18 protein-coding genes are annotated in these 25,365 nt (G+C 70.8%); 5 read left to right on the top strand and 13 right to left on the bottom strand.

The genetic code is table 11. The features are described from left to right. Positions 1-14: 14 nt before the first annotated feature. Genes cobD through cobU form a run of 3 tightly spaced genes read right to left on the bottom strand, consistent with a single transcriptional unit; the run spans position 15 to position 2,712 of the window. Positions 15-1,031 carry a threonine-phosphate decarboxylase CobD gene (gene cobD / locus A2G96_RS18550; protein ID WP_062801544.1) on the bottom strand — a complete coding sequence of 339 codons (1,017 nt, stop codon included), beginning with the start codon at positions 1,029-1,031 and terminating at the stop codon, positions 15-17. Beyond that, the gene (locus tag A2G96_RS18545) at positions 1,028-2,014 is read right to left on the bottom strand and encodes a CobD/CbiB family cobalamin biosynthesis protein (protein WP_062801543.1); all 987 of its coding nucleotides are present in this window, start codon (positions 2,012-2,014) and stop codon (positions 1,028-1,030) included. Before A2G96_RS18545 ends, cobD begins: the two co-directional genes overlap by 4 nt. Further along, on the bottom strand, positions 2,008-2,712 hold the full coding sequence (gene cobU, locus A2G96_RS18540; RefSeq protein ID WP_062801542.1) for a bifunctional adenosylcobinamide kinase/adenosylcobinamide-phosphate guanylyltransferase: 705 nt from the start codon (positions 2,710-2,712) through the stop codon (positions 2,008-2,010). Before cobU ends, A2G96_RS18545 begins: the two co-directional genes overlap by 7 nt. Positions 2,713-2,750: 38 nt before the next feature. On the opposite strand from cobU, the gene A2G96_RS18535 reads away from it, so the two are divergent. Both A2G96_RS18535 and A2G96_RS18530 read left to right on the top strand, forming a co-directional pair. After that, positions 2,751-4,268 carry a cobyric acid synthase gene (locus tag A2G96_RS18535; RefSeq protein WP_062801541.1) on the top strand — a complete coding sequence of 506 codons (1,518 nt, stop codon included), beginning with the start codon at positions 2,751-2,753 and terminating at the stop codon, positions 4,266-4,268. 129 nt (positions 4,269-4,397) lie between these two features. Beyond that, positions 4,398-5,591, top strand: a complete 1,194-nt coding sequence (locus tag A2G96_RS18530; protein ID WP_062801540.1) for a PepSY-associated TM helix domain-containing protein — start codon at positions 4,398-4,400, stop codon at positions 5,589-5,591. Positions 5,592-5,645: 54 nt separating this feature from the next. Here the strand turns inward: A2G96_RS18530 and panC are convergent, their stop codons facing one another. From panC to A2G96_RS18515, 3 genes are all read right to left on the bottom strand, one after another. Next, positions 5,646-6,494 (bottom strand): pantoate--beta-alanine ligase, encoded by an 849-nt coding sequence (gene panC / locus A2G96_RS18525; protein ID WP_062801539.1) that lies wholly within the window; start codon positions 6,492-6,494, stop codon positions 5,646-5,648. A gap of 138 nt (positions 6,495-6,632) precedes the next feature. Next, a complete protein-coding gene (locus A2G96_RS18520; RefSeq protein ID WP_062801538.1) occupies positions 6,633-7,526 on the bottom strand; it encodes a segregation and condensation protein A in 894 nt (297 codons plus the stop codon). A gap of 40 nt (positions 7,527-7,566) precedes the next feature. Then, positions 7,567-7,758, bottom strand: coding sequence for a DUF3460 family protein (locus A2G96_RS18515; protein WP_018008060.1), 192 nt, complete (start codon positions 7,756-7,758; stop codon positions 7,567-7,569). Positions 7,759-7,946: 188 nt separating this feature from the next. Between A2G96_RS18515 and A2G96_RS18510 the strand changes: the two genes are divergently transcribed. From A2G96_RS18510 to bamE, 3 genes are read left to right on the top strand one after another with little or no spacing between them, the layout of a single operon-like run. After that, the gene (locus A2G96_RS18510) at positions 7,947-9,758 is read left to right on the top strand and encodes an autotransporter assembly complex protein TamA (protein ID WP_062801537.1); all 1,812 of its coding nucleotides are present in this window, start codon (positions 7,947-7,949) and stop codon (positions 9,756-9,758) included. Then, the gene (locus A2G96_RS18505) at positions 9,758-13,909 is read left to right on the top strand and encodes a translocation/assembly module TamB domain-containing protein (RefSeq protein WP_062801536.1); all 4,152 of its coding nucleotides are present in this window, start codon (positions 9,758-9,760) and stop codon (positions 13,907-13,909) included. Before A2G96_RS18510 ends, A2G96_RS18505 begins: the two co-directional genes overlap by 1 nt. A gap of 58 nt (positions 13,910-13,967) precedes the next feature. Continuing rightward, complete coding sequence (gene bamE / locus A2G96_RS18500; RefSeq protein WP_062801535.1) at positions 13,968-14,516, top strand: outer membrane protein assembly factor BamE domain-containing protein; 549 nt, start codon at positions 13,968-13,970, stop codon at positions 14,514-14,516. A gap of 27 nt (positions 14,517-14,543) precedes the next feature. On the opposite strand, the gene A2G96_RS18495 is transcribed toward bamE, so the two are convergent. The 7 genes from A2G96_RS18495 to A2G96_RS18465 all read right to left on the bottom strand — a co-directional run bounded on the left by A2G96_RS18495 (position 14,544) and on the right by A2G96_RS18465 (position 25,222). Further along, positions 14,544-15,509 carry an ABC transporter ATP-binding protein gene (locus tag A2G96_RS18495; protein WP_062801534.1) on the bottom strand — a complete coding sequence of 322 codons (966 nt, stop codon included), beginning with the start codon at positions 15,507-15,509 and terminating at the stop codon, positions 14,544-14,546. Positions 15,510-15,532: 23 nt separating this feature from the next. Continuing rightward, entirely contained in the window at positions 15,533-16,579 is a 1,047-nt protein-coding gene (locus A2G96_RS18490) for an ABC transporter ATP-binding protein (RefSeq protein ID WP_082819005.1), read from the bottom strand. Beyond that, positions 16,576-17,466 carry an ABC transporter permease gene (locus tag A2G96_RS18485; RefSeq protein WP_062801532.1) on the bottom strand — a complete coding sequence of 297 codons (891 nt, stop codon included), beginning with the start codon at positions 17,464-17,466 and terminating at the stop codon, positions 16,576-16,578. The genes A2G96_RS18490 and A2G96_RS18485 overlap by 4 nt, the downstream gene beginning before the upstream one ends. Further along, on the bottom strand, positions 17,459-18,370 hold the full coding sequence (locus A2G96_RS18480; protein ID WP_062801531.1) for an ABC transporter permease: 912 nt from the start codon (positions 18,368-18,370) through the stop codon (positions 17,459-17,461). Before A2G96_RS18480 ends, A2G96_RS18485 begins: the two co-directional genes overlap by 8 nt. Before the next feature lie 79 nt (positions 18,371-18,449). Then, positions 18,450-20,045 (bottom strand): ABC transporter substrate-binding protein, encoded by a 1,596-nt coding sequence (locus A2G96_RS18475; RefSeq protein ID WP_062801530.1) that lies wholly within the window; start codon positions 20,043-20,045, stop codon positions 18,450-18,452. Between the two features lie 61 nt (positions 20,046-20,106). Next, a complete protein-coding gene (locus tag A2G96_RS18470) occupies positions 20,107-21,840 on the bottom strand; it encodes an AMP-binding protein (protein ID WP_062801529.1) in 1,734 nt (577 codons plus the stop codon). A 46-nt stretch (positions 21,841-21,886) separates the two neighbouring features. Continuing rightward, the gene (locus tag A2G96_RS18465; RefSeq protein WP_062801528.1) at positions 21,887-25,222 is read right to left on the bottom strand and encodes an acetyl-CoA carboxylase family protein; all 3,336 of its coding nucleotides are present in this window, start codon (positions 25,220-25,222) and stop codon (positions 21,887-21,889) included. Positions 25,223-25,365 lie beyond the last annotated feature (143 nt).

Genomic DNA, 25,365 nt, shown 5'->3' with positions numbered 1-25,365 from the left:
CAAGTGTCAGAACATCAAACAGCGGCCGCCAGCGCCGCGTCCAGCCGCTGCCAGGCCAGCGGCTGGTCCGGCGGCAGGCCAAGGCGCAGGCTCGGCGCGCAGCCGCCGGCGGCATCGAAATAGCGGGTCCAGACGCCGTGCTGCGCCAGGCCGTGGTGCAGCTGTGCGGCGTCGCGATGCGGGACCCAGCAGAACAGCGGGTGCATCACCGGCGCCAGGCCGTGGTGGTCCAGCAGGTTGGCCAGTTGCGCCCCGCACGCCTGCAGCCGGGCACGGGTGGCCTGCTGCCAGGGCAGGTCGGCCAGCGCGCGGCGCGCCACCTCGCGCGCGGGGCCGGCGACGGTCCAGTGGCCCAGGCGCGCGCTCAGCGCGTCGAGCAGCGCCGGCTGTGCCAGCACGAAGCCGCAGCGGATGCCGGCCAGCCCGTAGAACTTGCCGATCGAGCGCAGCACCACCAGCCCGGGCTCGCCACTGTGCGCGGCGACGGAGCCGCCGGGCAGGCAATCGATAAAGGCTTCGTCGACCAGCAGCGTGCCGTCGCGCGCCGCCAGCGCGCCATGCCAGCGCAGCAGCGTGGCGGCGGGCAGCACGCGCGCGGTCGGGTTGTTGGGGTTGACGACGACCAGATGATCGAGCGCGTCGGCCAGATCAGGCCGGTTGAAGTCCGCTTCGTCCAGCAGCACCACGGCGTGCCCCGCGGCGGCGAACGCCGGCGCGTATTCGCTGTACCCCAGCGCGGCGATGCCGACCCGTCCCGGGCGCAGCAGCGCCGGCAGCGTGCGGATCGCGGCCTGCGAGCCGGCCACCGGCAGCGCATGGGGCGCGCCGCATGCCGCCGCGGCCAGTTCGGCCAGGCCGTCGTCGTCCTGCGGCAAGCGTTGCCATACCTGCGGCGGCAGCGCCGGCACCGCATAGCCGTCGGGGTTGATGCCGGTGGACAGGTCGAGCCAGTCGTCGGCCGGGCGCCGGTAGCGGCGCACCGCGGCAAGCAGGTCGCCGCCATGGCGGATCGGGGGCAGGGCGGTGTTCATGCCGGTGCGGAGACCATCAACGGGACCATCAAGGCGGCGAGCGCGCTGGCTGTCGCCAGTGCCAGCCACAGCCATAGCGTGCGTTCGACCAGCCGCAGGCAGGCGATCACATGCGCCGCCTGCGGCGCGGTGCCGGCGCCCAGCGGCGGGCGTGGCTCGATTTCACCGTGATAGCGCGCCGGGCCGCCCAGCTTTACACCGACCGCGCCGGCGCCCGCGGCCATCACCGGGCCGGCATTGGGGCTCGACCATGCCGGCGCCTGCGTGCGCCAGCAGCGCAGCGCCTGCGCGGTCGCGCCGAGCAGCGCATACGACAGCGCCGTCAGCCGTGCCGGCACCAGGTTGAGCGCATCGTCCATGCGCGCCGCGGCCCAGCCGAAATGCAGCAGCCGCGGCGTGCGGTAGCCCCACATCGCATCGAGCGTATTGGCCAGCCGGAACACGATCACGGCCGGCGCGCCGCCGGCCAGGAACCAGAACAGCGCGCCGAACACCGCGTCGTTGCCGTTTTCCAGCGCCGATTCGCAGGCGGCGCGCGCCAGCGCCTCGGCGTCGGCATCGGCGGTGTCGCGCGAGACGATGCGCGCGATCAGCGCACGCGCCGCGGGCAGGTTGGCCGCGCCCAGTGCGTCGGCGATCGGGGCGATATGCTGGTGCAGGCTGCGCGCGCCCAGCGCCGCGTACAACGCCAGCGCATGCAGCGCCAGCGCGGCGAACGGATGCCAGCGGGCCGCGGCGGCCACCAGCCACCATGCCAGCGCGGCCGGGACCAGCACCAGCACGCACCAGCCGGCAAGCCCGGCGAGGCGCTGGCGCCATGGCGCACTACGTGGCGAGGGAGGGTTGAGGCGGCGCTCCAATGCGGCCGCGATGCGGCCGAAGCCTACCAGCGGATGCCAGCGGCGCGGCTCGCCCAGCCAGCGGTCCAGCAGTGCCCCGATCCATGCCGCTGCCACGCATGCCGGCCAGGCCAGCATCAGCATGCGGGATCGGGCCCCTTTACCGCCACCGGGATGCCCGCCACCAGCAGCCGCACGCAGTCGGCCGCGGCGGCCAGCTTCTGGTTCAGGCGGCCCAGTTCATCGACATAGAAGCGGGTGATGGCGCCCATCGGGATTACGCCGAAGCCGATCTCGTTCGAGACCAGGATCACGTGGCCGGGCAGCGTCGGCAGCGCGTTGAGCAGTGCCTCGATTTCTTCGGTGAATGCCGGCGGCGGCGTGATCACGCCATGCTCGGGATAGCTGCGGCCATTGGGGAAAAGCAGGTTGTTGATCCACAGCGTCATGCAATCGACCAGGATGCAGCCGTCGTGGCGCGCGTTGGCATAGAGCGCATCGGCCAGGTGCACCGGCTCTTCGACCAGGCGCCAGTCGGCCGGACGGCGGGCGCGGTGCAGCGCGATGCGCACCTCCAGCTCCTGGTCGGCGTGGGCCGGGTCCTGGTGCGCGGTGGCGATGTAGGTGACCGGTCCGCCGGTGACGGTGGCGTGGTCGGTGGCGAGCTGTTCGGCAAAGTGGCTCTTGCCGGAACGTGCGCCGCCCAGCACCAGCGTCAGCTGGCGGCCGCCGGTCCCGCTGGCGGCAGCGCGCGGCTGTGCGGCAGGGGCGGTACCGGGCGCGGTGGCGGGTGCGATGGCCGGGGTTTCCATCCGCGTATTGTAGCCGCCGCATCCGGGCATGGCACGGCCCGCGTGCGGGCCGGTGCGATAATCCGCCGATGCAATCCGACTCTCCGCAATCCCCGCCGCCGGGTGCCCTGCGCGGCACGTTGATGGTCCAGGGCACCACCTCCGATGCCGGCAAGAGCACCATCGTCGCCGGGCTGTGCCGGGTGCTGGCGCGCGCCGGCACGCGCGTGGTGCCGTTCAAGCCGCAGAACATGGCGCTGAACAGCGCCGTCACCGCCGACGGCGGCGAAATCGGCCGGGCCCAGGCGCTGCAGGCGCAGGCGGCGCGGCTGGCGCCGCATACCGACATGAACCCGGTGCTGCTCAAGCCCAGCAGCGACACCGGCGCCCAGGTCATCATCCACGGACGCGCGCGGCTGGACCTGGACGCGCGCGCCTACCACGCCTACAAGCCGCGGGCGATGCAGGCGGTGCTGGAATCGCACGCGCGCCTGGCGCAGGCCCATGAGGTGGTGCTGGTGGAGGGCGCCGGCAGCCCGGCCGAGGTCAACCTGCGCGAGCGCGACATCGCCAACATGGGGTTTGCCGAGCAGGTCGACTGCCCGGTGGTGCTGGTCGCGGACATCGACCGCGGCGGCGTGTTCGCGCACCTGGTGGGCACGCTCGACTGCCTGTCCGACAGCGAGCGCGCGCGCGTGACCGGCTTCATCATCAACCGCTTCCGCGGCGATATCGGTCTGCTGGAGCCGGGCCTGGACTGGCTGGTGGCGCGCACCGGCAAGCCGGTGTTCGGCGTGCTGCCGTATCTGCATGGCCTGCACCTGGATGCCGAGGACGCCATCATCGGCGCGCAGGCCGATGCTGGGCACGCCGCGCAGCGCCTGCGCGTGATCGTGCCGGTGCTGCCGCGCATCGCCAACCATACCGACTTCGACGCGCTGCGCGCGCATCCGCAGGTGGACCTGCAGTTCGTCGGCCCGGGCCGGCCGGTCCCGCCCGCCGACCTGGTGGTGCTGCCCGGCAGCAAGAACGTGCGCGGCGACCTGGACTTCCTGCGCGCCCACGGTTGGGATGCGGCGCTGGCGCGGCACCTGCGCTACGGCGGCAAGCTGATCGGCATCTGCGGCGGCATGCAGATGCTGGGGCGGCAGGTGCACGATCCCGATGGCCGCGAAGGCCCCGCCGGCAGCAGCGCGGGGCTGGGCTGGCTCGATTACGACACCACGCTGGCCGCCGACAAGCAGCTGCGCCAGGTGCGCGGCAAGCTGGCGCCGGAGACGGCCGACGCGCCGGTGCGCGGCTACGAGATCCACCTCGGCGTCACCACCGGCAAGGGCCTGGAGCGGCCGGCGCTGTGGCTGGACCGCGGCGACGGCACCATGCGCCCGGACGGCGCGCGCTCGGCCGACGGGCAGGTGCTGGCCACCTATGTGCACGGACTGTTCGACGACCCCGCCGCCTGCCAGGCGCTGCTGCGCTGGGCCGGGCTGGACCAGGCGCAGGCAGTCGATCTCGACGCGCTGCGCGAAGCGTCGATCGAGCGCCTGGCCGACACCATGGCCGCGCACCTGGACCTGGCGGCACTGCTGGCGCCGTTGCAGCGCTGACGTTGCCACGGCAGTGCCAAAGGGCCCTGTTAGAATCGCGAATCCTTCGCATTCGCATCGTGGCGCGGAGATGGCTCTTGCGCCATATTCCGCGCCTGGCAGCGTCCGCTCAACGTACTTCACCCCGTCATGGTCACCGGCCGCCTGCGCGTCGTCCTCGTCAAGCTGCATCGTTATATCGGCCTCGGTCTCGGCCTGCTGTTCGTCCTGATGGGGCTGACCGGCATGACCATCGCCTGGCGCGATGAGCTCGACGCCTGGCTCAATCCCGACCTGCTGGTGGCCTCGGCTCCGATGACGGCGCCGGTGACCCCGGACACGGTCCAGGCCGTGACCGGGCGGCTGGCGGCGCCGCCCTACGGCAAGCCCAACCTGCTGATGCTGCCGACCCATGCCGACGGCGTCTTTATCGCCTGGTATCCGGTCAAGGGGCCCGACGGCGTGGTGCCGGGGCGCTCGCGCCAGGTGATGGTCGATCCGGTCACGCTGGCGGTGAAGGGCGAGCGCGTCTGGGGCGAGCCCGGGCTGTCGCGCCGGCTGCTGCTGCCCACGCTGTTCCACCTGCACCGCTACCTGCTGTCGGGCGATACCGGCAAGACCATCACCGGCGTCGCCGGCATGCTGCTGTTGCTGACCACGCTGGTCGGGGTGGCGGCGTGGTGGCCGAAGATGAAGCTGCGCTCGGTGGTGCAAGCATTCCGCATCACGCATGGCGGCTCCTGGTCGCGCTTCAACTATTCGCTGCACCGTGCCGGCGGCATCCTGGCCGCGCCGGTGCTGGCCGTCATCGCGTTTTCCGGCTGGTACCTGAACCTGCCCAAGTGGGTCACGCCGATCGTGGCGGGCGTGATGACGGTGACGCCGCCGGCCAGGCATGTCTCGGCACCGCCGCCGGCCGGCGCGCGGCCGCTGGAAGCGGGCGAGATCATGGCCGCGGCGCAGGCGCAGTTCCCGCAGGCGCAGGTCACGCGCATCGGCTTCCCGCGCAAGCCCGGCGATGCCTTCGAGATCCGGTTGTGCCAGCCCGGCGAAGTGCGCCAGCACACCGGCGCGACGCGGCTCTGGCTCGATGCCTGGACCGGCGCGCCGCTGGGCGTGCGCGATCCGCTGCTGGCGCCCGCCGGCGACACGCTGCTGAACTGGCAGTTTCCGCTGCATACCGGCGAGGCCTTCGGCCTGCCGGGGCGGATCTTCATCACGCTGTTCGGGCTGGCGCCGCTCGCGTTCGCCGTGACCGGCACGCTGATCTGGTGGAAGCGGCGGCGCGGCCACCAGCGCCATGTGGAGAAGACCGCGCAGCGCGCCGGCATGCGCCGGGCATGAAAAAAGGCAGGCCGCCGGGCCTGCCTTTTTCTTCGGCGGACGCGGATGCGCCGCTCAGATCTCCAGGTTGTCGATCAACCGGGTCGCGCCCAGTTTGGCCGCGGTCAGGATTACCAGCGGCTCGCCGGCGAGGAATTCCTCGCGCGTCGGTGCCTGCAGGTTGACGCGCTTGCGGATCGACACATAGTCCGGCTTCCATCCACGCTGTTCCAGCGAGGCGCGGGCCTTGGCCTCCACCGCCCGCAGGTCGGCCGAGGCGCGGTCGCCGCCGAGCACGGTGTCGCGCACGTCGTGCAGCGTGCGATACAGCACCGGCGCCTCGGCGCGCTCGTCCGGGCTCAGGTAGCGGTTGCGCGACGACAGCGCCAGGCCGTCTTCGGCGCGCACGGTCTCGGCCGGAATGATGTCGATCGGCAGCGCGAACTGCTGCACCATCTGGCGCACGATCATCAGCTGCTGGTAGTCCTTCTTGCCGAACACCGCCACGCGCGGCTGCGCGCATGAGAACAGCTTCATCACCACGGTGCACACGCCCTTGAAGAAGCCGGGGCGGAATTCGCCTTCGAGGATGTCGCCCAGGTCGTGCGGCGGCTCGACGCGGTATTCCTGCGGCACCGGGTACATGTCGCGCTCGGAAGGCGCGAACAGCACGTAGACGCCTTCGCTCTGCAGTTTTTCGATGTCGTCCTGCAGCGTGCGCGGGTACTTGTCGAAATCCTCGTTCGGGCCGAACTGCAGGCGGTTGACGAAGATGGATGCCACCACCGGGTCGCCATGCTGGCGCGCCAGGCGCATCAGCGACAGGTGGCCTTCGTGCAGGTTGCCCATGGTGGGGACGAAGGCCGCGCGGTTCTGGCCGCGCAACTGGTCCCGCAGCTCTTGGATGGAGGAAATGACTTTCATCTGCCTTGGTGTGCTGGTCGTGTAGGGGTGACCCGGACGCCGGTCCGCGGCGCGCGGCGGCTGCCGTGCCGGTCTGGGCCGGCTGTCGGCGGATTGTAGATCAACTGGGGCGGGGCTGGCCTCGGCGGTTCGGACGGGTCAGCTGGGGCTGTACGCCAATCGCACATAAATCGGTGCGAACGGCTCGGCCTGGGTGATCTCCACCAGCGATTCGCGCGACAGCTCGAGCATGGCGATGAAGTTCACCACCACCACCGGCACGCCCTTGCCGGAGCGCACCGCGTCCTCGAACAGCTCGGAAAACTCCATGAAGCGCGCATGCTGCAGCCGGCGCAGGATCTGGCTCATATGCTCGCGCACCGACAGCTCCTCGCGCGAGATCTTGTGGTGCTGGTTGAGCTTGGCGCGCTTGAGCACGTCGGCCCAGGCCGCCTGCAGGTCGACGGTTTCGACGTCAGGGAAGCGCGGCGCCAGGCTCTGCTCGATATAGACCTGCGAGCGCAGGAAGTCGCGGCCCAGCTGCGGCACCGTATCGAGGCGCTGCGCGGCCAGCTTCATCTGCTCATATTCCAGCAGGCGGCGCACCAGCTCGGCGCGCGGGTCTTCGGCTTCCTCGTCGCTGTCGGCCTTCTTGACCGGCAGCAGCATGCGCGACTTGATCTCGATCAGCATCGCCGCCATCAGCAGGTATTCCGCCGCCAGCTCCAGGTTGGTCTTGCGGATCTGCTCGATATACGACAGGTACTGCCGCGTCACCTGCGACATCGGGATGTCGAGGACGTTGAAGTTCTGCTTGCGGATCAGGTACAGCAGCAGGTCCAGCGGGCCCTCGAAGGCTTCGAGGAAGATCTCGAGCGCGTCCGGCGGGATATAGAGGTCCTGCGGCAGCTTGAACAGCGGCTCGCCGTACAGGCGCGCGAACGCCATCCCGTCGACCATGTCGGCGGGGCCGGCCGGGCCGGCGCCGGCTGCGGGCGCCACGGCGGGCAGCTCCACGGGCAGCGGCAGCTTGTCCTGGTCGGCTGCGCTCATGGTGCGCTCGGCTCGCGCTCTGGACCGGGGGCGGCGGGGATCAGTTGTCCTGCGAGTAGACGTAGGGCTTCTGCGCCACGCGCGAAGCCTGGGCGCGGGCGCGCTCTTCGAGGTCGATCGGGGCCTTGTCCCACAGCAGGGCGCGGCCGTCGCGCTGCTCGGCCTCCAGCGTCGGGCGCTCTTGCTTGAGCTGCTTCAGGAACTGGGTGATATCGGATTCGTAGAGGGCCATGTTCAACCGGGATGCACCCGTGCGGGCGCCAGATAGGTACAGTGGGCCATGATTTTACAGTATCGGCCCCGCGGGATGCACGCCAGAGCGTAGCCGGCGGCCGCGAGGGCACCGCAACGCGTGGGAAAGTTCCGGGCGCGCGGCCGGGTGTGGTCAAATACCGACTTTGTATGTGTGGACAATGGGCGATGCCGCAAGACACCGCTAACACCGCTGACCCGGCTGGCCGTGGCGCCAGGCGCCCGGCCGCGCGCGCCTTGGGCGTGCTCGGAGTGCTGGTGTTGACGCTTGCCGCAGGTGCGGCCCAGGCCGCCTACAAGGTCGAGGTCGAAGCGCCCAAGCCGATTCGCGAGATGCTCGAGGAGCACCTCGACCTCGCCCGCTACAAGGACCGCACCGACCTGTCGCAGGACCAGTTCGACTACATGGTCGAGACCGTCGGCGAGCAGGTGCGGGCCTTCACCTCCACCGAAGGCTATTTCGATCCGACCACCACCACCCGCGTCGAGGGCGAGGGCGACCAGCGCGTGGTCCATGTGATGGTCGACCCCGGCGCGCGCACGCTGATCCGCAACGTCGACCTGCAGGTGACCGGCCCGGCCTCGACCCAGTCGCCCGAGCAGGTGGCGGAGATGAAGGCCAAGTGGGGCCTGCCCGCGGGCGAGCCGTTCCGCCAGGACGACTGGGACAAGGCCAAGGAAGACGCGCTGGTGACGCTGCAGAGCCACACCTACTACGGCGCGCGGCTGGCCGCGTCGCAGGCGCGGGTCGAGCCGGACGAGCTGCGCGCGGACCTGTCGGCGCACTATGTCAGCGGCCCGGCCTACCGCCTGGGCCCGCTCAAGGTCACCGGCACGCGCCGCTACCCGGAACAGATCATCGTCAACGTCAACCCGCTCAACGAGGGCGAGCCGTACCGGGTGGAGCGGCTGCTGGAGCTGCAGCGCGCGATCCAGAACCAGCCGTATTTCTCCAACGTGCAGGTCGACCTGGAGCCGCCGCCGGATGCCGAACAGGCGCCCGACGGCGTGGTCACCGCGCCGGTGTCGGTGCGCGTGCGCGAATACCCGGTGCACCGGCTCAACAGCGGTGTCGGCTTTACCACCGATACCGGGGCGCAGGTCGAAGGGCGCTATTCCTACTACAACCTGTTCAACCGCGCCTGGACCTTCGATTCGCAGGCGCGCATCGAACAGAAGCGTTCCTACCTGTTCGCCGAGGCGGCGATGCCGCCGTCGCGCGGGGCCTACCGCAACAGCGTCTACAGCAGCTACGAGCGCACCATCGACATCGAGAACACCGACACCACCAGCCTGCGCGCGGGCCTGAAGCGCGCGCGCTCGCGCGAGAAGTACGACGTGGCGATGTCGCTCGACTTCTACTACGACAAGCTGCTGCCGATTGGCCAGGCCAGCCAGATCAGCAAGGCGCTGGTGCCGGCCTTTGCCTGGACCCGGCGCGATGTCGACAACCCGGTGTTCCCGCGCCGCGGCAACGTGATCAACACCCAGATCGGGGTGGCCGCCAAGAACCTGCTCAGCGATGCCACCTTCCTGCGGCTGTACGGCCGGATTCGCCAGTACGTGCCGGTCGGCAAGCGCGACCTGGTGGTGGCGCGGCTGGAGCTGGGCGCCGACCTGAGCGGCGACAGCGCCAGCCAGATTCCGGCGACGCTGCGCTTTCGCGCCGGCGGCACCGACTCGATCCGCGGCTACAGCTACCAGTCGATCGGCACGCCCAGCGGCGCCAGCGTGCTGCCGGCCAAGTACCTGGCCACCGGCAGCCTGGAGTACCAGTACTGGTTCAAGCCGGACTGGGGCATGGCCGTGTTCTGGGATGCCGGCACCGCCGCCAACGACCTGCGCGGCGTGACCATCTACAACGGCGTGGGCGTCGGCGTGCGCTGGCGCACGCCAGTGGGCCCGCTGCAGCTCGACGTGGGCTACGGCATCCAGGAGCGGCAGTTCCGCCCGCATATCTCGCTGGGGGTGGCGTTCTGATGAACGTGCACGACCTGCCTTCGGTGCCCGGCGGCAGCGACGCCGCACCGCCGCCGTCCGGTCCGGCGCCGCGCAAGCGCCGGCGGCTGTGGCGCGCGCTGGCCTGGCTGGCCGGCATCCTGCTGTTGCTGGTGGTGGTGCTGGCGGCCGCCGGCGTGGCGGCGCTGCGCACCGAGGCCGGCACGCGGCACCTGTGGACGCTGGCCACGCGGCTGTCGGCCGGCATGCTCAGCGGTCAGCTCGAAGGCGGCACCGTGGCGCACGGCCTGCGCCTGCGCGACGTGGTGTTCGCCAGCGGCCAGACGCGCGTCACGGTCGACCGCGTCGACGGCAGCTGGAAGCTGAGCTGGCAGCCGCGGCGGCTGCATGTGCAGTGGCTGCGCATCGGCAAGGCCGAAGTGCGGCTCGGCCCGTCCGAACCCAGCACCGAACCGATGCAGAAGCCCGCTTCGCTCGAATTGCCGCTGGCCATCGATGTCGATGCGCTGACGCTCGAGCGCCTGGCGCTGGTGCAGGGCCCGGCGCCCACGGCCGAGCCGATGGTGTTCGGCAACCTGGCCGGCGCGCTGCACAGCGACGGCCAGCGCCACCGTGTCAGCATCGACAAGCTGGAAACGCCCTACGGCAAGCTGGCCGCCAACGCGCAGCTGGGTGCCGCCGCGCCGTTCGCGCTCAGCGCCGAAGCGTTGCTGGAAAGCAGCTGGCAGGACGAGGCCTTTGCCGTCAACGCGACCGCCAACGGCAACCTCGATGCCTTGCGCGCCGAAGTGCAGGCCAGCGGCGACCGCATCCACCTGCGTGCCGGCGCCGACCTGACGCCGTTCGGCAAGGTGCCGTTCACGCACCTGCTGGTCGATGGCGACCGCATCAACCCGCGCCTGTTCAGCCCGTCGGCGCCGCACGCCAACCTGACCGTGCATGCCGAGCTGCGGCCGGTGGACGGCGTGGCGGCCGGCAGCAACGCGGCGGCAGCTTCGGCGCCCGCGGCTTCCGCGCCGGCGGCCTCCGCGCCATCGGCAGCCGCCTCTGCGCCCGCAGCCGCGCCGGCTCCGCCGCCGCTGGCGGTTGCCGGCGAGATCGAGATCCGCAACCTGGAGGCCGGCCCGCTCGACCGCGAGCGGCTGCCGGTGCATTCGGTGCGCGCCCGGGTCGAACTGAGCGAGGCGGCGCAGACGGTGTCGGACCTGCGCGTGGCGCTGGCGGGCAAGGCCGAGATCGCCGGCGGCGGCTCGCTGCGCGGCGGCCGCGGCGGCTTCGACCTGGACGTGCGCAGGCTGGACCCGGCGGCGCTGCATGGCTCGCTGACCAGCGCCAGCCTGTCGGGCCCGGTGGTGGTCCGCCTCGAGCCGGGCCGGCAGAGCGTGGCACTGGACCTGTCCGGCGGCCAGCTCAAGCTGTTTGCCGACGCCAGCATGGACGCCGAGACCGTGACCCTGGCCGCGCTGCGCGCCGTGGTCGGCACCGGCCTGCTGACCGCCGAGGGCAAGCTGGGGCTGAAGGACAAGCAGCCGTACAGCTTCAAGGGCAAGCTGTCGGCGTTCGATCCGTCGCGGCTGGCCAAGGTGGCCGCGGGCCGGATCAATGCGGATTTCAGCGCGACCGGCGAACTTGCGCCGCAACTGGGCGTGGCGCTGGACTTCGCCGTGCATGAAAGCGAATACGCGGGCCTGCCGATGACCGGCGGCGGCAAGCTGCGGCTGGCGGGCGAGCGGCTGCTGCCGAGCGAGGCCGCGCTCAGCATGGCCGGCAACCAGGCCAGCCTGCGCGGCAGCTTCGGCGCGCGCGGCGATGCATTGAAGCTGGCGGTCGACGCGCCGCAGCTGGAGCGGCTGAAGTTCGGCGTGGCCGGCCAGCTCAAGCTCGACGCCACCATCACCGGCACCCTGAAGAAGCCCGAGGTGGTGGCCGACTACAACGCGCAAACGCTTGAAATGGGGCCGCACAAGCTGGCCAGCGCCAGCGGCCGCGCCGAAATCCGCGGCGGGCTCGACGGCCCGCTGTCGGTGCAGCTGGCGGCGCGCGGCTACCGCGGCCCGCAGGCCAGCCTCGCCACGCTCGACGCCACCCTCAACGGCACCCAGGCCAGCCACGCCTTCGACGTCAAGGCGGCCGGCAGCCTGAACCAGCGCCCGCTGCAGCTGGCGCTGGCGGGGCAGGGCGCGTGGCGCGGCCAGCAGGGCTGGAACGGCACCATCCGCACGCTGGAAGAGCGCAGCACCGTCAACCTGCGCCTGGCCGCGCCGGCGCAGCTGCTGGTGGCCGACCAGCGCGTGCGCCTGGGCGCGACGCGGCTGCTGCTGGACCGCGCCACGCTGGCGATCGACAGCTTCGATTGGGACCACGGCCGCATCCGCAGCGCCGGCAGCCTCGACGGCCTGCAGGTGGGGCACGTGCTGGAACTGATGGAAACCATCACCGGCGAGCGCCCGCCGGTGCGCTCCGACCTGGTCATCGACGGCCGCTGGAACCTGGCGCTGGCCGAGACCGCCACCGGCTTTGCGGAACTGCGCCGGCGCAGCGGCGACCTGTCGGTCAACGCGGGCCGGGGCTTCACCACGCTCGGCCTGGGCGAGACCAGCCTGCGCGCCGACGCCGGCGGCAACCGTATCGCGTTGCGCGGCGGCATGGTGTCGGGCCGCATCGGCAAGGTGGTGGTCGATGCCTCGGCCGGGCTGGTGCAGGAGCAGGGGCTGCAGACCGTGGGCCCGGCCTCGACGCTGGGCGGCACCGTCAACGTCGACGTGCCGCGGCTGAAGTCGCTGGAAGCGCTGACCGGCCCGCAGTACGCCTTCGACGGCCGCCTGGCCGCGGCGATGCGGCTGGCGGGCACGGTGGCGGCGCCGCTGCTGACCGGCACCATCAACGGCGACAACCTCGCGGTCACGCTGTACGACCAGGGGCTGCGCCTGACCGACGGCACCGTGCGCGTGGTGCTGGACCAGAACACGGTCGAGCTCAGGCAGGTGGAATTCCATGGCGGCGAAGGCAAGCTCACCGCTACCGGCAATATCAAGCTGGGCGAGGCCGATCCGAACCTGACCGGCCGCATCGTCGCCGACAAGCTGCAGCTGTTCGCCAGCCCGGAACGCACCCTGGTGGTGTCGGGCGATGCCAGCATCGCCAACGAGAACAAGCAAGTGGTGATCCGCGGCAAGTTCCGCGTCGACCGCGCCCTGTTCGACCTGCCCAAGGCCGGCGCGCCGGTGCTGGGCGACGATGTCGTGGTGATCCGGCGCAAGGACCAGCGCGCGGTCAAGACCGCCGCCACGCCAGTGCCGGAAAGCAAGCCCGCCAGCCGCTTCAGCCCGGTGATCGACCTGACCGTCGACCTCGGCAACAACTTCCGCTTCCGCGGCGCCGGTGCCGACCTGCTGCTGGCCGGACAGATGGGCGTGAAGAGCGAACCGCTGGCGCCGATGAAGGCCACCGGCACGGTGCGCGTTACCGACGGCACCTACGAGGCCTTCGGCCGCAAGCTTGACATCGAACGCGGCATCATCAATTTCAACGGCCCGATCGACAACCCCAACATGAACATCCGCGCCATGCGCCGCAACCAGGAGGTCGAGGCCGGCGTGGAAGTCACCGGCACGGTGCGGCTGCCGCGCGTGCGGCTGGTGTCGGAGCCCAACGTGCCCGACGAGGACAAGCTGTCGTGGCTGATGTTCGGCTACGGCGCGGAAAGCGCCGGCGCCGGCCAGCAGCGCCAGCTGAGCGGCTCGGCGCTGGGCGGCGCCGCGCTGGGGCTGATCGGCGGCAGGGCCGGCAAAGGCATCGTCTCGCATTTCGGCATCGACGAATTCTCGATCGGCCCCAGCACCGCGGGCCTGAACGACCAGCAGGTGGTCAGCATGGGCAAGGCCATCACCGAACGCATGTCGGTGGGCTACGAGCAGAGCCTGACCTCGGCCTCGAACGTGGTGAAGCTGACCTGGCAGTTCTCGCGGCGCTGGTCGCTGATTGCCAAGGGCGGTTCCATCAACGGTTTGTCGGTCTTGTTCAACCGCCGCTTCGATACCTGGGCCAACCTGTTCAGCGGGGCCCCGAATCGCGGCACCAGGAGGAGCCAGCAGGATGAAAGCCAGCCACTCGACCCCGAAAGCGCCGCACAGGCAGCCTCGGCCGTCATCGCCGAGCCGGTGCGCCGGTGAATTTCCTTCGACCCTTTTCCCTTCGACCTTTGCCGCGTCGCCGCGACGCCTTGCCGCCATGGGACTGATTGCCTCGATGCTTGCGCTGTTCGGCTGCGACCAGCAGAAGGTCGACCAAGCCATGAAGAAGGCAGGCGAGACCGCGCGCAACACCTGGAACGCGATCAAGCCCGACAGCGAGCTGTTCAAGGGCATCGTGCCGGGCCAGTCGACCGAGGAAGAGCTGCGCCGCCAGGCCGGCAAGCCCGAGATCGTCTGGGAAGAGGCGGACGGCGGGCGCCGGCTGGAATACCCGCGCGGCCCCGAAGGCACCACCACGTGGATGGTCACCATCGGCGCTGACGGCAAGGTCGCGCGCATCGAGCAGGTGCTGACGCCGGAGAATTTCGCGCGCGTGCGCGCCGGCATGAGCAAGGACGATATCCGCCGCCTGCTGGGCAAACCCACCAAGGTGGAGGCGTTCGCGCTCAAAAAGGAAGAGGTGTGGGGCTACCGCTGGATGGAAACCTCGACCGACAAGGCCTTCTTCAACGTGCATTTCAACAGCGACGGCAGCGTCACCACCACCTCGCGCAGCGACGATCCGTCGCGGATGCAGGGCGGCTGAGACGGCTCAGGCGGCCTGCGCCGGCGCTTACTGCAGCAGGTGGCACGCGGCCTGGTGCGCCGGCATGGCCGCGCCGGCGGCCGGGTCCAGCCGCCGCATCGGCGGCACCTGCGTCGCGCACGCCGGCAGCGCGCGCGGGCAGCGCGGATGGAACTTGCACCCCGGCGGCGGGTGCAGCGCCGAGCCGATATCGCCCAGGATCAGGCCTTCGGCGGGCTGGTGGTCCGGGTCGGGCCGCGGCGCCGAGCCCAGCAGCGCCTGCGTATAGGGATGACGCGGCGCGCCGAAGACCGCGGCGCTGGGCCCGCTTTCCGCCATATTGCCCAGGTACATCACGCCCACCGCCGAGCTGAAGTGCTCCACCAGCGCCAGGTCATGGGCGATCACCACATAGGCCAGCCCGAAGCTGCGCTGGATCTGCGCCAGCAGGTTGACGATCTGCGCGCGGATCGACACATCCAGCGCCGAGGTCGGCTCGTCCAGCACCAGCAGCCGCGGCCGCAGCGCCAGCGCGCGCGCCACCGCGATGCGCTGGCGCTGGCCGCCGCTGAACTCGTGCGGGTACAGGTCGAGCGCGCCGGGCGGCAGGCCGACGATCTCCAGCAGCTCCAGCAGCCGGGCCCGCAGCGCGGCGCGGTTGCCACCCTGGCCGTGCGCCAGCAGCGGCTCGGCCAGCAGCATGCTGACCTTGAGGCGCGGATTGAGCGACGACGACGGGTCCTGGAACACCGCCTGCACCTGGCGCCGGTACGCCAGCACGCCCTTGCGGTCCAGCGCCAGCACGTCCTGGCCATCGAAGCGGATGGCGCCGGCGCTGGGGCGCTCGAGCAGCAGCAACTGGCGCGCGATGGTGGTCTTGCCGCAGCCGGACTCGCCCACCAGCGCAAAGGTCTGGCCGGCATCGACGGCAAAGCTGACGCCGTCGACGGCACGCACGGTGCCACCGCCGCGCGCGGGGAAATGCTTCTTCAGGTCTTGCACTTCAAGCAGCATGGCGCCTCCTGGCATGCGCGGGCTCAGCCGGCCGAGGCCAGCCAGCAGCTGACCTTGTGGCCGGACTCCAGTTCGATCTCGGGCGGATAGGCGTCGTCGCACAGCGGCTTGCGGTGCGGACAGCGCGCCGCGAAGCGGCAGCCGTGCGGCGGGTCGACCAGGCTGGGCGGGCTGCCCGGGATCGCGTACAGCCGCTCGCGCCGGTCGCCGAAGCGGGGAATCGCCTGCAGCAGCGCCTGGGTATAGGGATGGGCGGGGCGCTTATACAGCGTGCGCACGTCGCCGCTCTCGACGATGCGCCCGGCGTACATCACCGCGACCCGGTGGCAGATGCTGGCCGCCACGCCCAGGTCATGCGTGATCAGGATGATGCCGACGCCGGTCTGCGCCTGGATGCGGCGGAACAGCGCCATGATCTGCACCTGGATGGTCACGTCGAGCGCCGAGGTGGGCTCGTCGGCGACCAGCAGCCGCGGCGCGCTGGCGATGGCCATGCCGGTCACCACGCGCTGGCGCATGCCGCCGCTGAACTGGTGTGGATAGTCGTCCAGCCGGGTCTCGGGCGAGGGGATGCGCACGCTTTCAAGCACCTGCACCACCTGGCGCCGACGCGCTTCGCGACCTTCGGCGCGGCCGTGGTAGCGCAGCGGCGCGCCGACCTGGTCGCCGACCGTGAACACCGGGTTCAGCGAGGTCAGCGGGTCCTGCGAGATCATCGCGATCTTGCGGCCGCGGTACTGGGAGCTCAGGGTCTTTTCCGGCAGCTGCAGCAGGTCCACGCCATCGAGCAGCACCTTGCCGCCCAGGCGCACGCCGCCCTGGCGCGGCAGCAGGCGCAGGATCGACAGGATGGTCATGGACTTGCCCGAGCCGGACTCGCCCACCACGCCCAGGGTCTCGCCCTGGTTCACATGCAGGTCGACGCCGTCGACCGCGCGCACCATGCCGCGGCGCAGTTCGAGGTGCGTGGTCAGGCCCTGCACCGACAGCATCGGCGCGCCATGCGAAGACGTATCCTGTGCGACCGTTGGCAACGGGCGTTGGGTCACGTGCGGGTCCGGGCCGGTCATAGCTGCCTCCGTTTCGGGTCGAAGTGGTCGCGCAGCCAGTCGCCCAGCAGGTTGGACGCCAGGCACGTGGCCATGATCGCCAGCCCCGGCATGGTGATGGCCCACCACGCGTTGGTGATGTAGTTGCGCGCATCGGCCAGCATCAGTCCCCACGACACGTCGGGCTGCTGGATGCCCAGCCCGAGAAAGCTCAGCGAGGCCTCGAAGATGATCACCTGCCCGACCTGCAGCGTGGCCAGCACCAGCAGGGTGTTGAGCAGGTTGGGCAGCAGGTGGCGGCGGAAGATGGTGAGCGTGCCGCAGCCCGCCACGCGCGCCAGCGCCACGTAGTCGCGCTGCTTGAGCGACATCACCTCGCCGCGCACGATGCGCGCGTACCAGGTCCAGTAGGTGACCACGATCACCAGCACCACGGTCTCGAAACCCGGCCCCAGCACCGCCGCCAGCACCAGCGCCAGCGCCAGCGCCGGGATCGACATCTGGATGTCGACCAGCCGCATGATCAGCGCGTCCAGGCGCCCGCCGAAGTAGCCGGCCAGCATGCCCGCGGCGGTGCCGATGCCGCCGGAGATCAGGATGGCGTACAGCGCCACCACCAGCGAGATGCGGGTGCCGGCCATGATGCGCGTGAGCAGGTCGCGGCCCATGTTGTCGGTGCCGAGCGGATAGGCCCAGCTCCCGCCGGCCAGCCACGCCGGCGGCTGGAACGCCAGGCCCAGGTCGAGGCCGTTGGGGTCGTGCGGCAGCAGCGCCTCGCCGCCGATGGCGCAGGCCAGCAGCAGCGGCAGCACCGCCAGCGCAAACCACGGCAGGCCGCGCAGGCTGCGCCGCGGACGCTGGCGCACCGGCGCGGTGGCGCCGGCAGGAGGGATGGCGATCTCAGGCATGGCGGATCCTCGGGTCGATCAGGCCGTAGCTGAGGTCGACCAGCAGGTTGGACAGCACGAACAGCACCGAGGTGAGCATCACGCCCGCCTGCACCACGGGGAAATCGCGCGCGAACACGGCTTCGACCACGGTGCGGCCGACGCCGGGCCAGGCGAAGATGACCTCGACCACGAAGGCGCCGCCCAGCATCGCCGCGAAGTAGACGCCGAGGATCGTCACCAGCGGAATCGCTGCGTTGCGCAGCGCATACTTCCAGATCAGCACGCGCTCGGGCAGGCCCATGGCGCGGCCCATGCGGATGTAGTCGCTGTCGAGCACATCGAGCATGGCCGAGCGCACCACGCGGGTCTGCGCCGCCACCGGATACCAGCCCAGCGCAATCGCGGGCAGCACCAGGCTGTTCCACGATTCGCGCCCGAAGGCCGGCAGCCAGTTCAGCTGCACCGCGAACAACAGGATCAGCAGCAGGCCGACCCAGAAGTTGGGCATGGCCTGGCCCGCCATGGCGAAGACCTTGGCGAAGCGGTCGAACCACGAGCCGCGGTAGACCGCCGACAGCACGCCGAACGGCACCGCCATCGCGATCGAGAACGCCAGCGCGGCCAGCGCCAGCTCCACAGTGGCCGGCAGCCGCTCCAGGATCAGGCCTAGCGCCGGCTCCTGCCAGCGGTAGGAGTTGCCGAAGTCGCCGGTGACGGCGTTGCGCAGGAACACCAGGTATTGCGCCACCAGTGGCTGGTCCAGGCCGAGGTGCTGGCGGGTCTGTTCGATCACCTCGGGCGGCGCGTCGGCCGGCAGCAGCAAGGCGAGCGGGTCTCCGGACAGGCGCGAGATCAGGAAGATGATCACGCTCGCGCCAAGGATGCTGATCAGGCCGTGCAGCAGGCGTCTGGCAATGGGCATGGCGGGCTCCGAAGGGGAGTCATCGGCGGGGATGCCGCGCCGGCGCGCACAATTCGATGCAGGCGGGCGCGGCGGCGGCTCAGCGCGATTTCCAGCTGACTTCCTGGAACGAGCGCCAGTAGTCGCGGATGGGCCAGGGCACGTAGTCGATCTTGTTGTCGCGCCAGGCAAAGGTCACCAGCGGGCGGTAGGTGGGCAGGCCGCCCAGCACGCGCTCCTGCTTCAGCCGCGCGATCTGCTGCAGCAGCGCGGTGCGCGCGGCGGGGTCCATGGTCTGGCGCTGTTTTTCCAGCAGCGCGTCGACCTCGGGGTCGCTGGTGTACGAGTAGGTGCCCCAGCCGCCGCCGGCCTGGTAGCTGTGCAGGTGGCCCGACCACGCCAGGCCGGGATCGCCGGGCAGGCCTTGCGACCACATCCAGCTCAGCACGCCGTCCATCTCGGGCGGGCCGGAACGGCCGCGCTTGCCCAGGCTGATCCACGCGCCGTACTCCAGGTTGCGCACCTGGCAGCGGATGCCGACCTCGCTCAGGTAGGCGTACATGGCTTCGCCCACTTCCTTCACGCCCGGCTCGCGCGGCGTGGTGAGGTTGTAGCAGGGGGTGTCGAAGCCATTGGGATAACCAGCCTGCCTGAGCAGCTCGCGGGCGCGCTTCTGGTCGAAGGCATAGGGCTTGAGCGCGGGGTCGTAGCCGTTGGAGGCCTTGCCCACCTGCGCATAGCGCTCGCCCTGGCCGAACAGCACGCGCTTGATGATGGCGTCGACATCGATGGCATGCGCGGCGGCCTGGCGCACGCGCACGTCATTGAACGGCGACTTCGGCATCTGCGTGTTGAAGTTCAGGAACAGGTTGTTGCCGCTGACCAGCGTGACGGTCTTCACGCCCGGCATCTTTTTGAATTCCTCGACCATCGACGGCGGCACGTTGTCGATGAAATCGACCTTGCCGGTCTTGAACGCCGCCACCCGGGTCAGGTCCTCGGGGATCACCTTGATCGTCAGCTCCTTGATGCCGGGGCGCTTGTCCTTGTTCCAGTAGCCGTCGAAGGCTTCCAGCTTCAGTTCGTCCTTGACCGTGCGCGAGACGAACTTCCATGGCCCGGTGCCGACCGGCTTGCGGGCGAACTCTTCCTCGCCGACCTTCTGGATGTATTTCTTGGGCATGGCCCACAGCTGCATGTTGCCGACGATGAATTGCGCATCGGGCTGCTTGAAATGCAGCCTGAAGCGGTGCGCATCGACGATCTCGAAGCGCTCGACCGACGACACATAGTGCGAGAAGAAGCTGCTCTTGGGATCGCGCTGGCGCTGCCACGAGAACTCCAGGTCCTCGGACGTCAGCGGGTCGCCGTTATGGAAGCGCACGCCCTTGCGCAGCTGCACGTCGAGCACCGGCTTGCCGTCCTTGCCGGGGTCGAGCTTCCAGCTTTCCGCCAGCCAGTTCTCGTCCTTGAGCGCGGCGTTGCGGCGCACCAGCATCTCGAAGATCTGGCCGACGAAGTAGTGGTCGACGCCGGCCGAGATCTTGACCGGGTCGAGCGTGGTCGACTCCGCGCCGAAGGCGACGGTCAGGCTGCCGGTGGCGGGCGCGGGCGCGGCATGCGCGACCGGCACGATGGCCGCGGCAACGAGGCCGGCCAGCAGCCGGCGGCGGGCGGACAATCTCTTCACTTGCATGGTCTCCTCCTGTTGTGCCGTCTCGCGCCGTCTCGTGGCGGCGCTGTGGGTGTGAACGCGCTCAGCCGCCGGCCTCGGTGTCCAGCAGCGCCTGCAGTTCCACCTTGCGCACCTTGCCGGTGGCGGTCAGCGGAAACTCGGGCAGGATGCGGATCTCGGGCACCTTGTAGACCGCCATCTGTTCGCGGCACCAGGCATGCAATGCGTCCGCGCTGGTGCCGTCGGCATGCTCGGGGCGCAGGCGGATAAAGGCCACCGGCACCTGGCCCTTGTCCGGATCCGGGCGGCCCACCACGGCCGAGCCCAGCACCGCCGGGTGGCGCGACAGCAGCACCTCCAGCTCGGACGGGAACACGCTCATGCCGCGCACCTTCAGCATCTCCTTGCGCCGGCCCAGGAAATGCAGGTAGCCGGCCTCGTCATACGCGCCGATATCGCCGGTGCGGAACCAGCCGTCGCGGAACACCTCGGCGTCGACGTCGGGTCGGCCCCAGTAGCCCTTGAACAGCGACGGCGTGCTGACCACGATCTCGCCTTCCGCGCCGACCGGCAGCACCGCGCCGGTGTCGAAGTCGCAGATCTTGATGCGCGTGCCCGGTACCGGCAGGCCGACGAAGACCGGGCGGCCGCGCAGGTCCATGTCGTCGTGCTGCATGCCGGTGGTGAAGGTGTCGCTGGTATGGGTCTCGGTCATGCCCCATGCGCCTTCGGCAATGACGCTGCCGGTCAGCGCGTGCCAGCGCTGGCGGATGTCGGGCGTGATCTTGCGGATAAACGAGGCGGCGCGCGTATGCTGCAGCGAGCGCAGGTCGTAGCGGCCGCACTCGGGGTGGTTCATCAGCTCGACCGCGTTGTCGACCACGACGAAGGTGCGGTTGACGCGGTAGCGCTCGATCGCCGCCATCACCGCGACCGGGTCCCAGCGCGCCAGCAGCACCACGGTCGCGCCGCTGAAGATCGGGTAGATCAGGCCCAGGTTCTCGCCCGCGATCCAGAACATCGGCAGGAAGTTCAGCATCACGTCGTCCGAACCCTCGGCCAGGCGCGCAGCGTCGACGCCGCCGGTCAGCGCGTACGAGGCCGCCGCGGTGTACAGCATGTCGCGCTGCGTGTGCATGCAGCCCTTGGGCAGGCCGGTGGTGCCGCCGGTGTAGTTCAGCGCGGCCAGCGCGTCCAGGTCGACCGGCGGCAGCGCCACCGGGGCGGTCTCGCGCAGCGCCTGCAGCAGGTCGATGGCGCCATCGACGGCGAGCGCGGGCGCATCAAGTCCGGCCGGCAGCGGCAGCTCGGGCTGCGCCGGCAGCATGGCGCCGGCACTGGTGGTGTAGACCGCCCGCAGCGCGGTCTGCGCGCGCACCGACATCAGCAGCGGCGCGAGCTGGTCCTGCACGATGATGGTGGTGGCGCCGGCATCGTTGAGCTCGTACACCAGCTCCTGTTCCTTGAACAGCGGGTTGACCGGCACATAGACCGCGCCCAGCTTCAGGATGGCGTAGAACACCACGTGGAACTGCGGGCAGTTGCCCATCATCACCGCGACGCGGTCGCCCGCGCCGACGCCGCGGCCCCTGAGCAGCGCGGCGCAGCGCTCGGATAGGTCGTCGAGTTCGGCATAGGTGACGGTGGTGCCGTACCAGACCAGCGCGGCATGGTGCGGGCGCTTGCGCGCCCATGCGCGCAGGTAGTCGCCCAGCGGCACCTCGCCATGGGGGTAGACCGGTGCGTCGGGCAGGCCGGCGGGCCAGATCTTGCGATGCCGGGCTTCCAGGTCCGCGAAGAACGCCTGTTCGTCCATCTGCTGTTTCCTCTTGCTGTGGCTCTGGTGTGGTCCGCCGCCGCGCCTACCAGGCGTCGACGAAGGGGCGTATCGGTCGTTGCGACCGGTGCGGGTCGGCCTCGCCCGCGTCAAGGCCGCTGACCAGCCACTGCCGCGTCGCGGCCGGGTCGATCACGGCATCGAGCTCCAGCGCCGCCGCGGCGTTGATGGCATGGCCGCGCTCGTACATCTGCGCCACCAGCTGCTGGTACAGCGCATCGCGCTGCGGGCCTGCCGGCAGCGCCTCCAGTTCCTTGCGGAAGCCCAGCCGCACCGCGCCCTCCAGCCCCATGCCGCCGAATTCGCCGGTCGGCCACGACACCGTGAAGCTGGGCGCGCGGAAGCCGCCCGCGGCCATCGCCATCGCGCCCAGGCCATAGCCCTTGCGCAGCACCACCGCCAGGAACGGCACGCGCAGCTTGGCGCCGATCACGAACATGCGCGACACGTGCCGCACCTGCGCGCGGGCCTCGACCTCGGGGCCGACCATAAAGCCCGGCGTGTCGATCAGCGACACGATCGGCAGCCCATGCGCGTTGCACACCTGCATGAAGCGCGCGGCCTTGTCGGCGGCATCGGCGTCGATGGCGCCGCCGAGGTGGCGCGGATTGTTGGCGAGGATGCCGACCGGCCGGCCTTCGATGCGCGCCAGCGCGGTATGGATGCCGGTGCCGAAGCCGGCGCGCAGCTCCAGCACGCTGCCGACGTCGGCCAGCCCGTCGATGGCGGCACGGGTGTCGTACACGCGCAGGCGGTTTTCCGGCACCACGTGGCGCAGCGCCAGCGGGTCGGGCGCCTGCCATGCGTCGATGCGGCCCTGGAACATCGACAGGTAGTGCTTGGCCGCGGCCACGGCCGCGGCTTCGTCGTCGACCAGCAGGTCGGCCACGCCGTTGTGGTACTGCACCGCGGCCGGGCCGATATCCTCGGGCCGGAACACGCCCAGGCCGCCGCCTTCGATCATGGCCGGGCCGGCCATGCCGATATTGGCGTTGCGCGTGGCGACGATCAGGTCGCAGCAGCCCAGCAGCGCGGCATTGCCGGCGAAGCAGCGCCCCGACGCGATGCCGATCACCGGCACCTCGCCGCTCAGCTCGGCGAAGGCGCCGAACGACGGCTGGTACAGGCCGGCGACAGTGGGGAAGTCGACATCGCCCGGGCGCCCGCCGCCGCCTTCGGCAAAGATCACCGTGGGTAGCCGGTTGTGCAGCGCCACTTCCAGGATGCGGTCGGTCTTGGTGTGGTTGCGCTTGCCCTGGGTGCCGGCCAGCACCGTGGCGTCGTAGGCCAGCACCGCGCAGCGCGCGCGTTCCGGCGCGAACAGGCTGCCGTTGATGGTGCCGGTGCCGGTGATCAGGCCGTCGGCGGGGGTGTTGGCGATCAGGTCGGCCTCGCTGCGCCGGCTCGCCTGCGCCGCCAGCGCCAGGCCGCCGTATTCGCGGAAGCTGCCGGCATCGCACAGGTCGTCGACATTCTCGCGCGCGGTGCGCTGGCCGCGCGCATGACGGCGCGCCACTGCCTCGGGGCGGGCCGCGTCGTACAGGAAGGCATGGCGATCCAGCACGCGCTGCAGGTCGGGGCGGATCGCCGCGGGGTCGGCGCGTTCGGCGTCGGCGCCGGCATGCGCGCCGGCGTCGGCGGGCTCCAGCACCAGCATCACCTGGCCTTCGGCCACCTGCTCGCCGGATGCGGTGCGCAGGTCGATCACGCGTCCCGCCTGTTCGGCGACGATGGCATGTTCCATCTTCATCGCATCGAGCACCGCCACGGTCTGGCCGGCCTTGACCACGTCGTTCTCGCGCGCCAGCTCGATCACGCGGCCGTTCATCGGCGCGCGCACCGCGCACAGGCCTTCGCCCAGCTGCTCGTCGAAGCTGGCGCTGCTCGACGTGGCCGCCACCGGCGCCGCCGCGGCGCCCGCGAGCGCATGCCTGGCCGCGTGCTGCGCGCCGATCTGCGCGGCGCGTTCCAGCAGCGCGGGCAGCGCCGTCTCCATATAGCGGGTATGCACCTGCTGGCTGGCAAAGTCATCGCGCTCGGCCAGCGCGCGCAGCAGGTCCAGGTTGGTGGCGATGCCGGCGATATTGAACTCGGCCAGCGCGCGCTGCAGGCGCCGCACCGCGTCAGTGAAGTGGTCGCTGGCCGAGGTCACGATCAGCTTGGCCAGCAGCGTGTCGTAATGCGCGGAGGGCGCATAGCCGGTATAGCCATGCGTGTCGACGCGCACGTCCGGCCCGGTGGGCGGATCGAAGCGCTCCAGCCGGCCCTGCGCCGGCCGCGCCAGCCCCTGCGCGTCGGTGGCTTCGGCATTGACGCGCACCTGGATCGCAAAGCCGCGCATGCGCGGCGGGTGGCGCGGGTCCAGCCCCAGCTCGGAAAGGCGCCGCCCTTGCGCCAGTCCCAGCTGGACGGCGACCAGGTCGATCCCGGTGACCTGCTCGGTGACGGTGTGCTCGACCTGCAGGCGCGGGTTGGCCTCGATAAAGACGAAGGGCAGCGCCGCGCCATCGCGGCGGCCGCCTGCCTCGGGTTCCTCGACCAGGAACTCGAATGTGCCCAGGCTGCGGTAGCGCGCCTCACGCGCCAGCGTGCAGGCGGCGTCGACGATGCGCTGGCGCAGCGCGGCATCGAGCGCCGGGCTGGGCGCGATCTCCACCACCTTCTGGAAGCGGCGCTGCAGCGTGCAGTCGCGCTCGCCCAGCGCGATCACGCTGTCGCCGTCGCCTGCGATCTGCACTTCGATATGGCGCGCGCGCGCCACCAGCCGCTCGGCGTAGAGGGCGTCGATGCCGAACGCCGAGCGTGCCTCGGAGCGGCAGCGCGCATAGGCCTCGGGCAAAGCGTCGCGTTCGCGGACCACGCGCATGCCGCGCCCACCGCCACCGCCAACGGCCTTGAGCACCACGCCGGCGCCGTCCTGCTCGTCGAAGAAGGCGGTCACCGCATCGAGCGTGGCGCCGCCCGGCGTCGCCGGCATCACCGGCACGCCGCAGCGGGCGGCGAGCGCCAGTGCGCGGCCCTTGTCGCCGAACAGCGTGAGGTGTTCGGGCTCGGGGCCGACAAAGACGACCTGCGCCGCCGCGCAGGCGCTGGCGAAGTCGGCGCGCTCGCTGAGAAAACCGTAGCCGGGGTGGATGGCATCGCAGCCGGTGGCCCGCGCCGCGGCGAGGATGGCGTCGATGTCGAGATAGGCCGCCGCACCTTCGCCCTGCAGCGCGACGGCTTCGTCGGCGAGCAGGCGGTGCCGGCTGCCGGCGTCGTCGGTGGCGTAGACGGCCACGGTGGCGATGCCGAGATCGCGGGCGGCGCGCTGCACGCGCAACGCGATCTCGCCGCGATTGGCGATCAGGAGCTTCTTCACAAATGTCCCCTTCCATGCGAAGCGGCGGCACGCAAGCGCGTGAGAGCGCAACGGGTTTGCGCCGCCGGCTTCTTGTTTTTTGTGGTTTGTGATTCTGCGAGGTGGAATCTACGCGGCCAGCCAGGGGGTCACAAGCGCGATGC

It is taken from the genome of Cupriavidus nantongensis (assembly GCF_001598055.1).
GTDB classification, from domain to species: Bacteria; Pseudomonadota; Gammaproteobacteria; order Burkholderiales; family Burkholderiaceae; genus Cupriavidus; species Cupriavidus nantongensis.
This window is presented reverse-complemented; position numbering and strand designations above follow the sequence as displayed.

Bases quoted from the DNA above. Each gene is read 5' to 3' on its own strand.
- A2G96_RS18515 (WP_018008060.1), bottom strand. From the start codon at position 7,758: ATGGCCCTCTACGAATCCGATATCACCCAGTTCCTGAAGCAGCTCAAG.
- A2G96_RS18480 (WP_062801531.1), bottom strand. From the start codon at position 18,370: ATGCCCATTGCCAGACGCCTGCTGCACGGCCTGATCAGCATCCTTGGC.
- A2G96_RS18535 (WP_062801541.1), top strand. From the start codon at position 2,751: ATGCAATCCGACTCTCCGCAATCCCCGCCGCCGGGTGCCCTGCGCGGC.
- cobD (WP_062801544.1), bottom strand. From the start codon at position 1,031: ATGAACACCGCCCTGCCCCCGATCCGCCATGGCGGCGACCTGCTTGCC.
- A2G96_RS18545 (WP_062801543.1), bottom strand. From the start codon at position 2,014: ATGCTGATGCTGGCCTGGCCGGCATGCGTGGCAGCGGCATGGATCGGG.
- A2G96_RS18495 (WP_062801534.1), bottom strand. From the start codon at position 15,509: ATGCTGCTTGAAGTGCAAGACCTGAAGAAGCATTTCCCCGCGCGCGGC.
- A2G96_RS18505 (WP_062801536.1), top strand. From the start codon at position 9,758: ATGAACGTGCACGACCTGCCTTCGGTGCCCGGCGGCAGCGACGCCGCA.
- A2G96_RS18470 (WP_062801529.1), bottom strand. From the start codon at position 21,840: ATGGACGAACAGGCGTTCTTCGCGGACCTGGAAGCCCGGCATCGCAAG.
- A2G96_RS18530 (WP_062801540.1), top strand. From the start codon at position 4,398: ATGGTCACCGGCCGCCTGCGCGTCGTCCTCGTCAAGCTGCATCGTTAT.
- A2G96_RS18490 (WP_082819005.1), bottom strand. From the start codon at position 16,579: ATGACCGGCCCGGACCCGCACGTGACCCAACGCCCGTTGCCAACGGTC.
- cobU (WP_062801542.1), bottom strand. From the start codon at position 2,712: ATGCCCGGATGCGGCGGCTACAATACGCGGATGGAAACCCCGGCCATC.
- A2G96_RS18485 (WP_062801532.1), bottom strand. From the start codon at position 17,466: ATGCCTGAGATCGCCATCCCTCCTGCCGGCGCCACCGCGCCGGTGCGC.
- A2G96_RS18520 (WP_062801538.1), bottom strand. From the start codon at position 7,526: ATGAGCGCAGCCGACCAGGACAAGCTGCCGCTGCCCGTGGAGCTGCCC.
- A2G96_RS18510 (WP_062801537.1), top strand. From the start codon at position 7,947: ATGCCGCAAGACACCGCTAACACCGCTGACCCGGCTGGCCGTGGCGCC.
- bamE (WP_062801535.1), top strand. From the start codon at position 13,968: ATGGGACTGATTGCCTCGATGCTTGCGCTGTTCGGCTGCGACCAGCAG.
- panC (WP_062801539.1), bottom strand. From the start codon at position 6,494: ATGAAAGTCATTTCCTCCATCCAAGAGCTGCGGGACCAGTTGCGCGGC.
- A2G96_RS18475 (WP_062801530.1), bottom strand. From the start codon at position 20,045: ATGCAAGTGAAGAGATTGTCCGCCCGCCGCCGGCTGCTGGCCGGCCTC.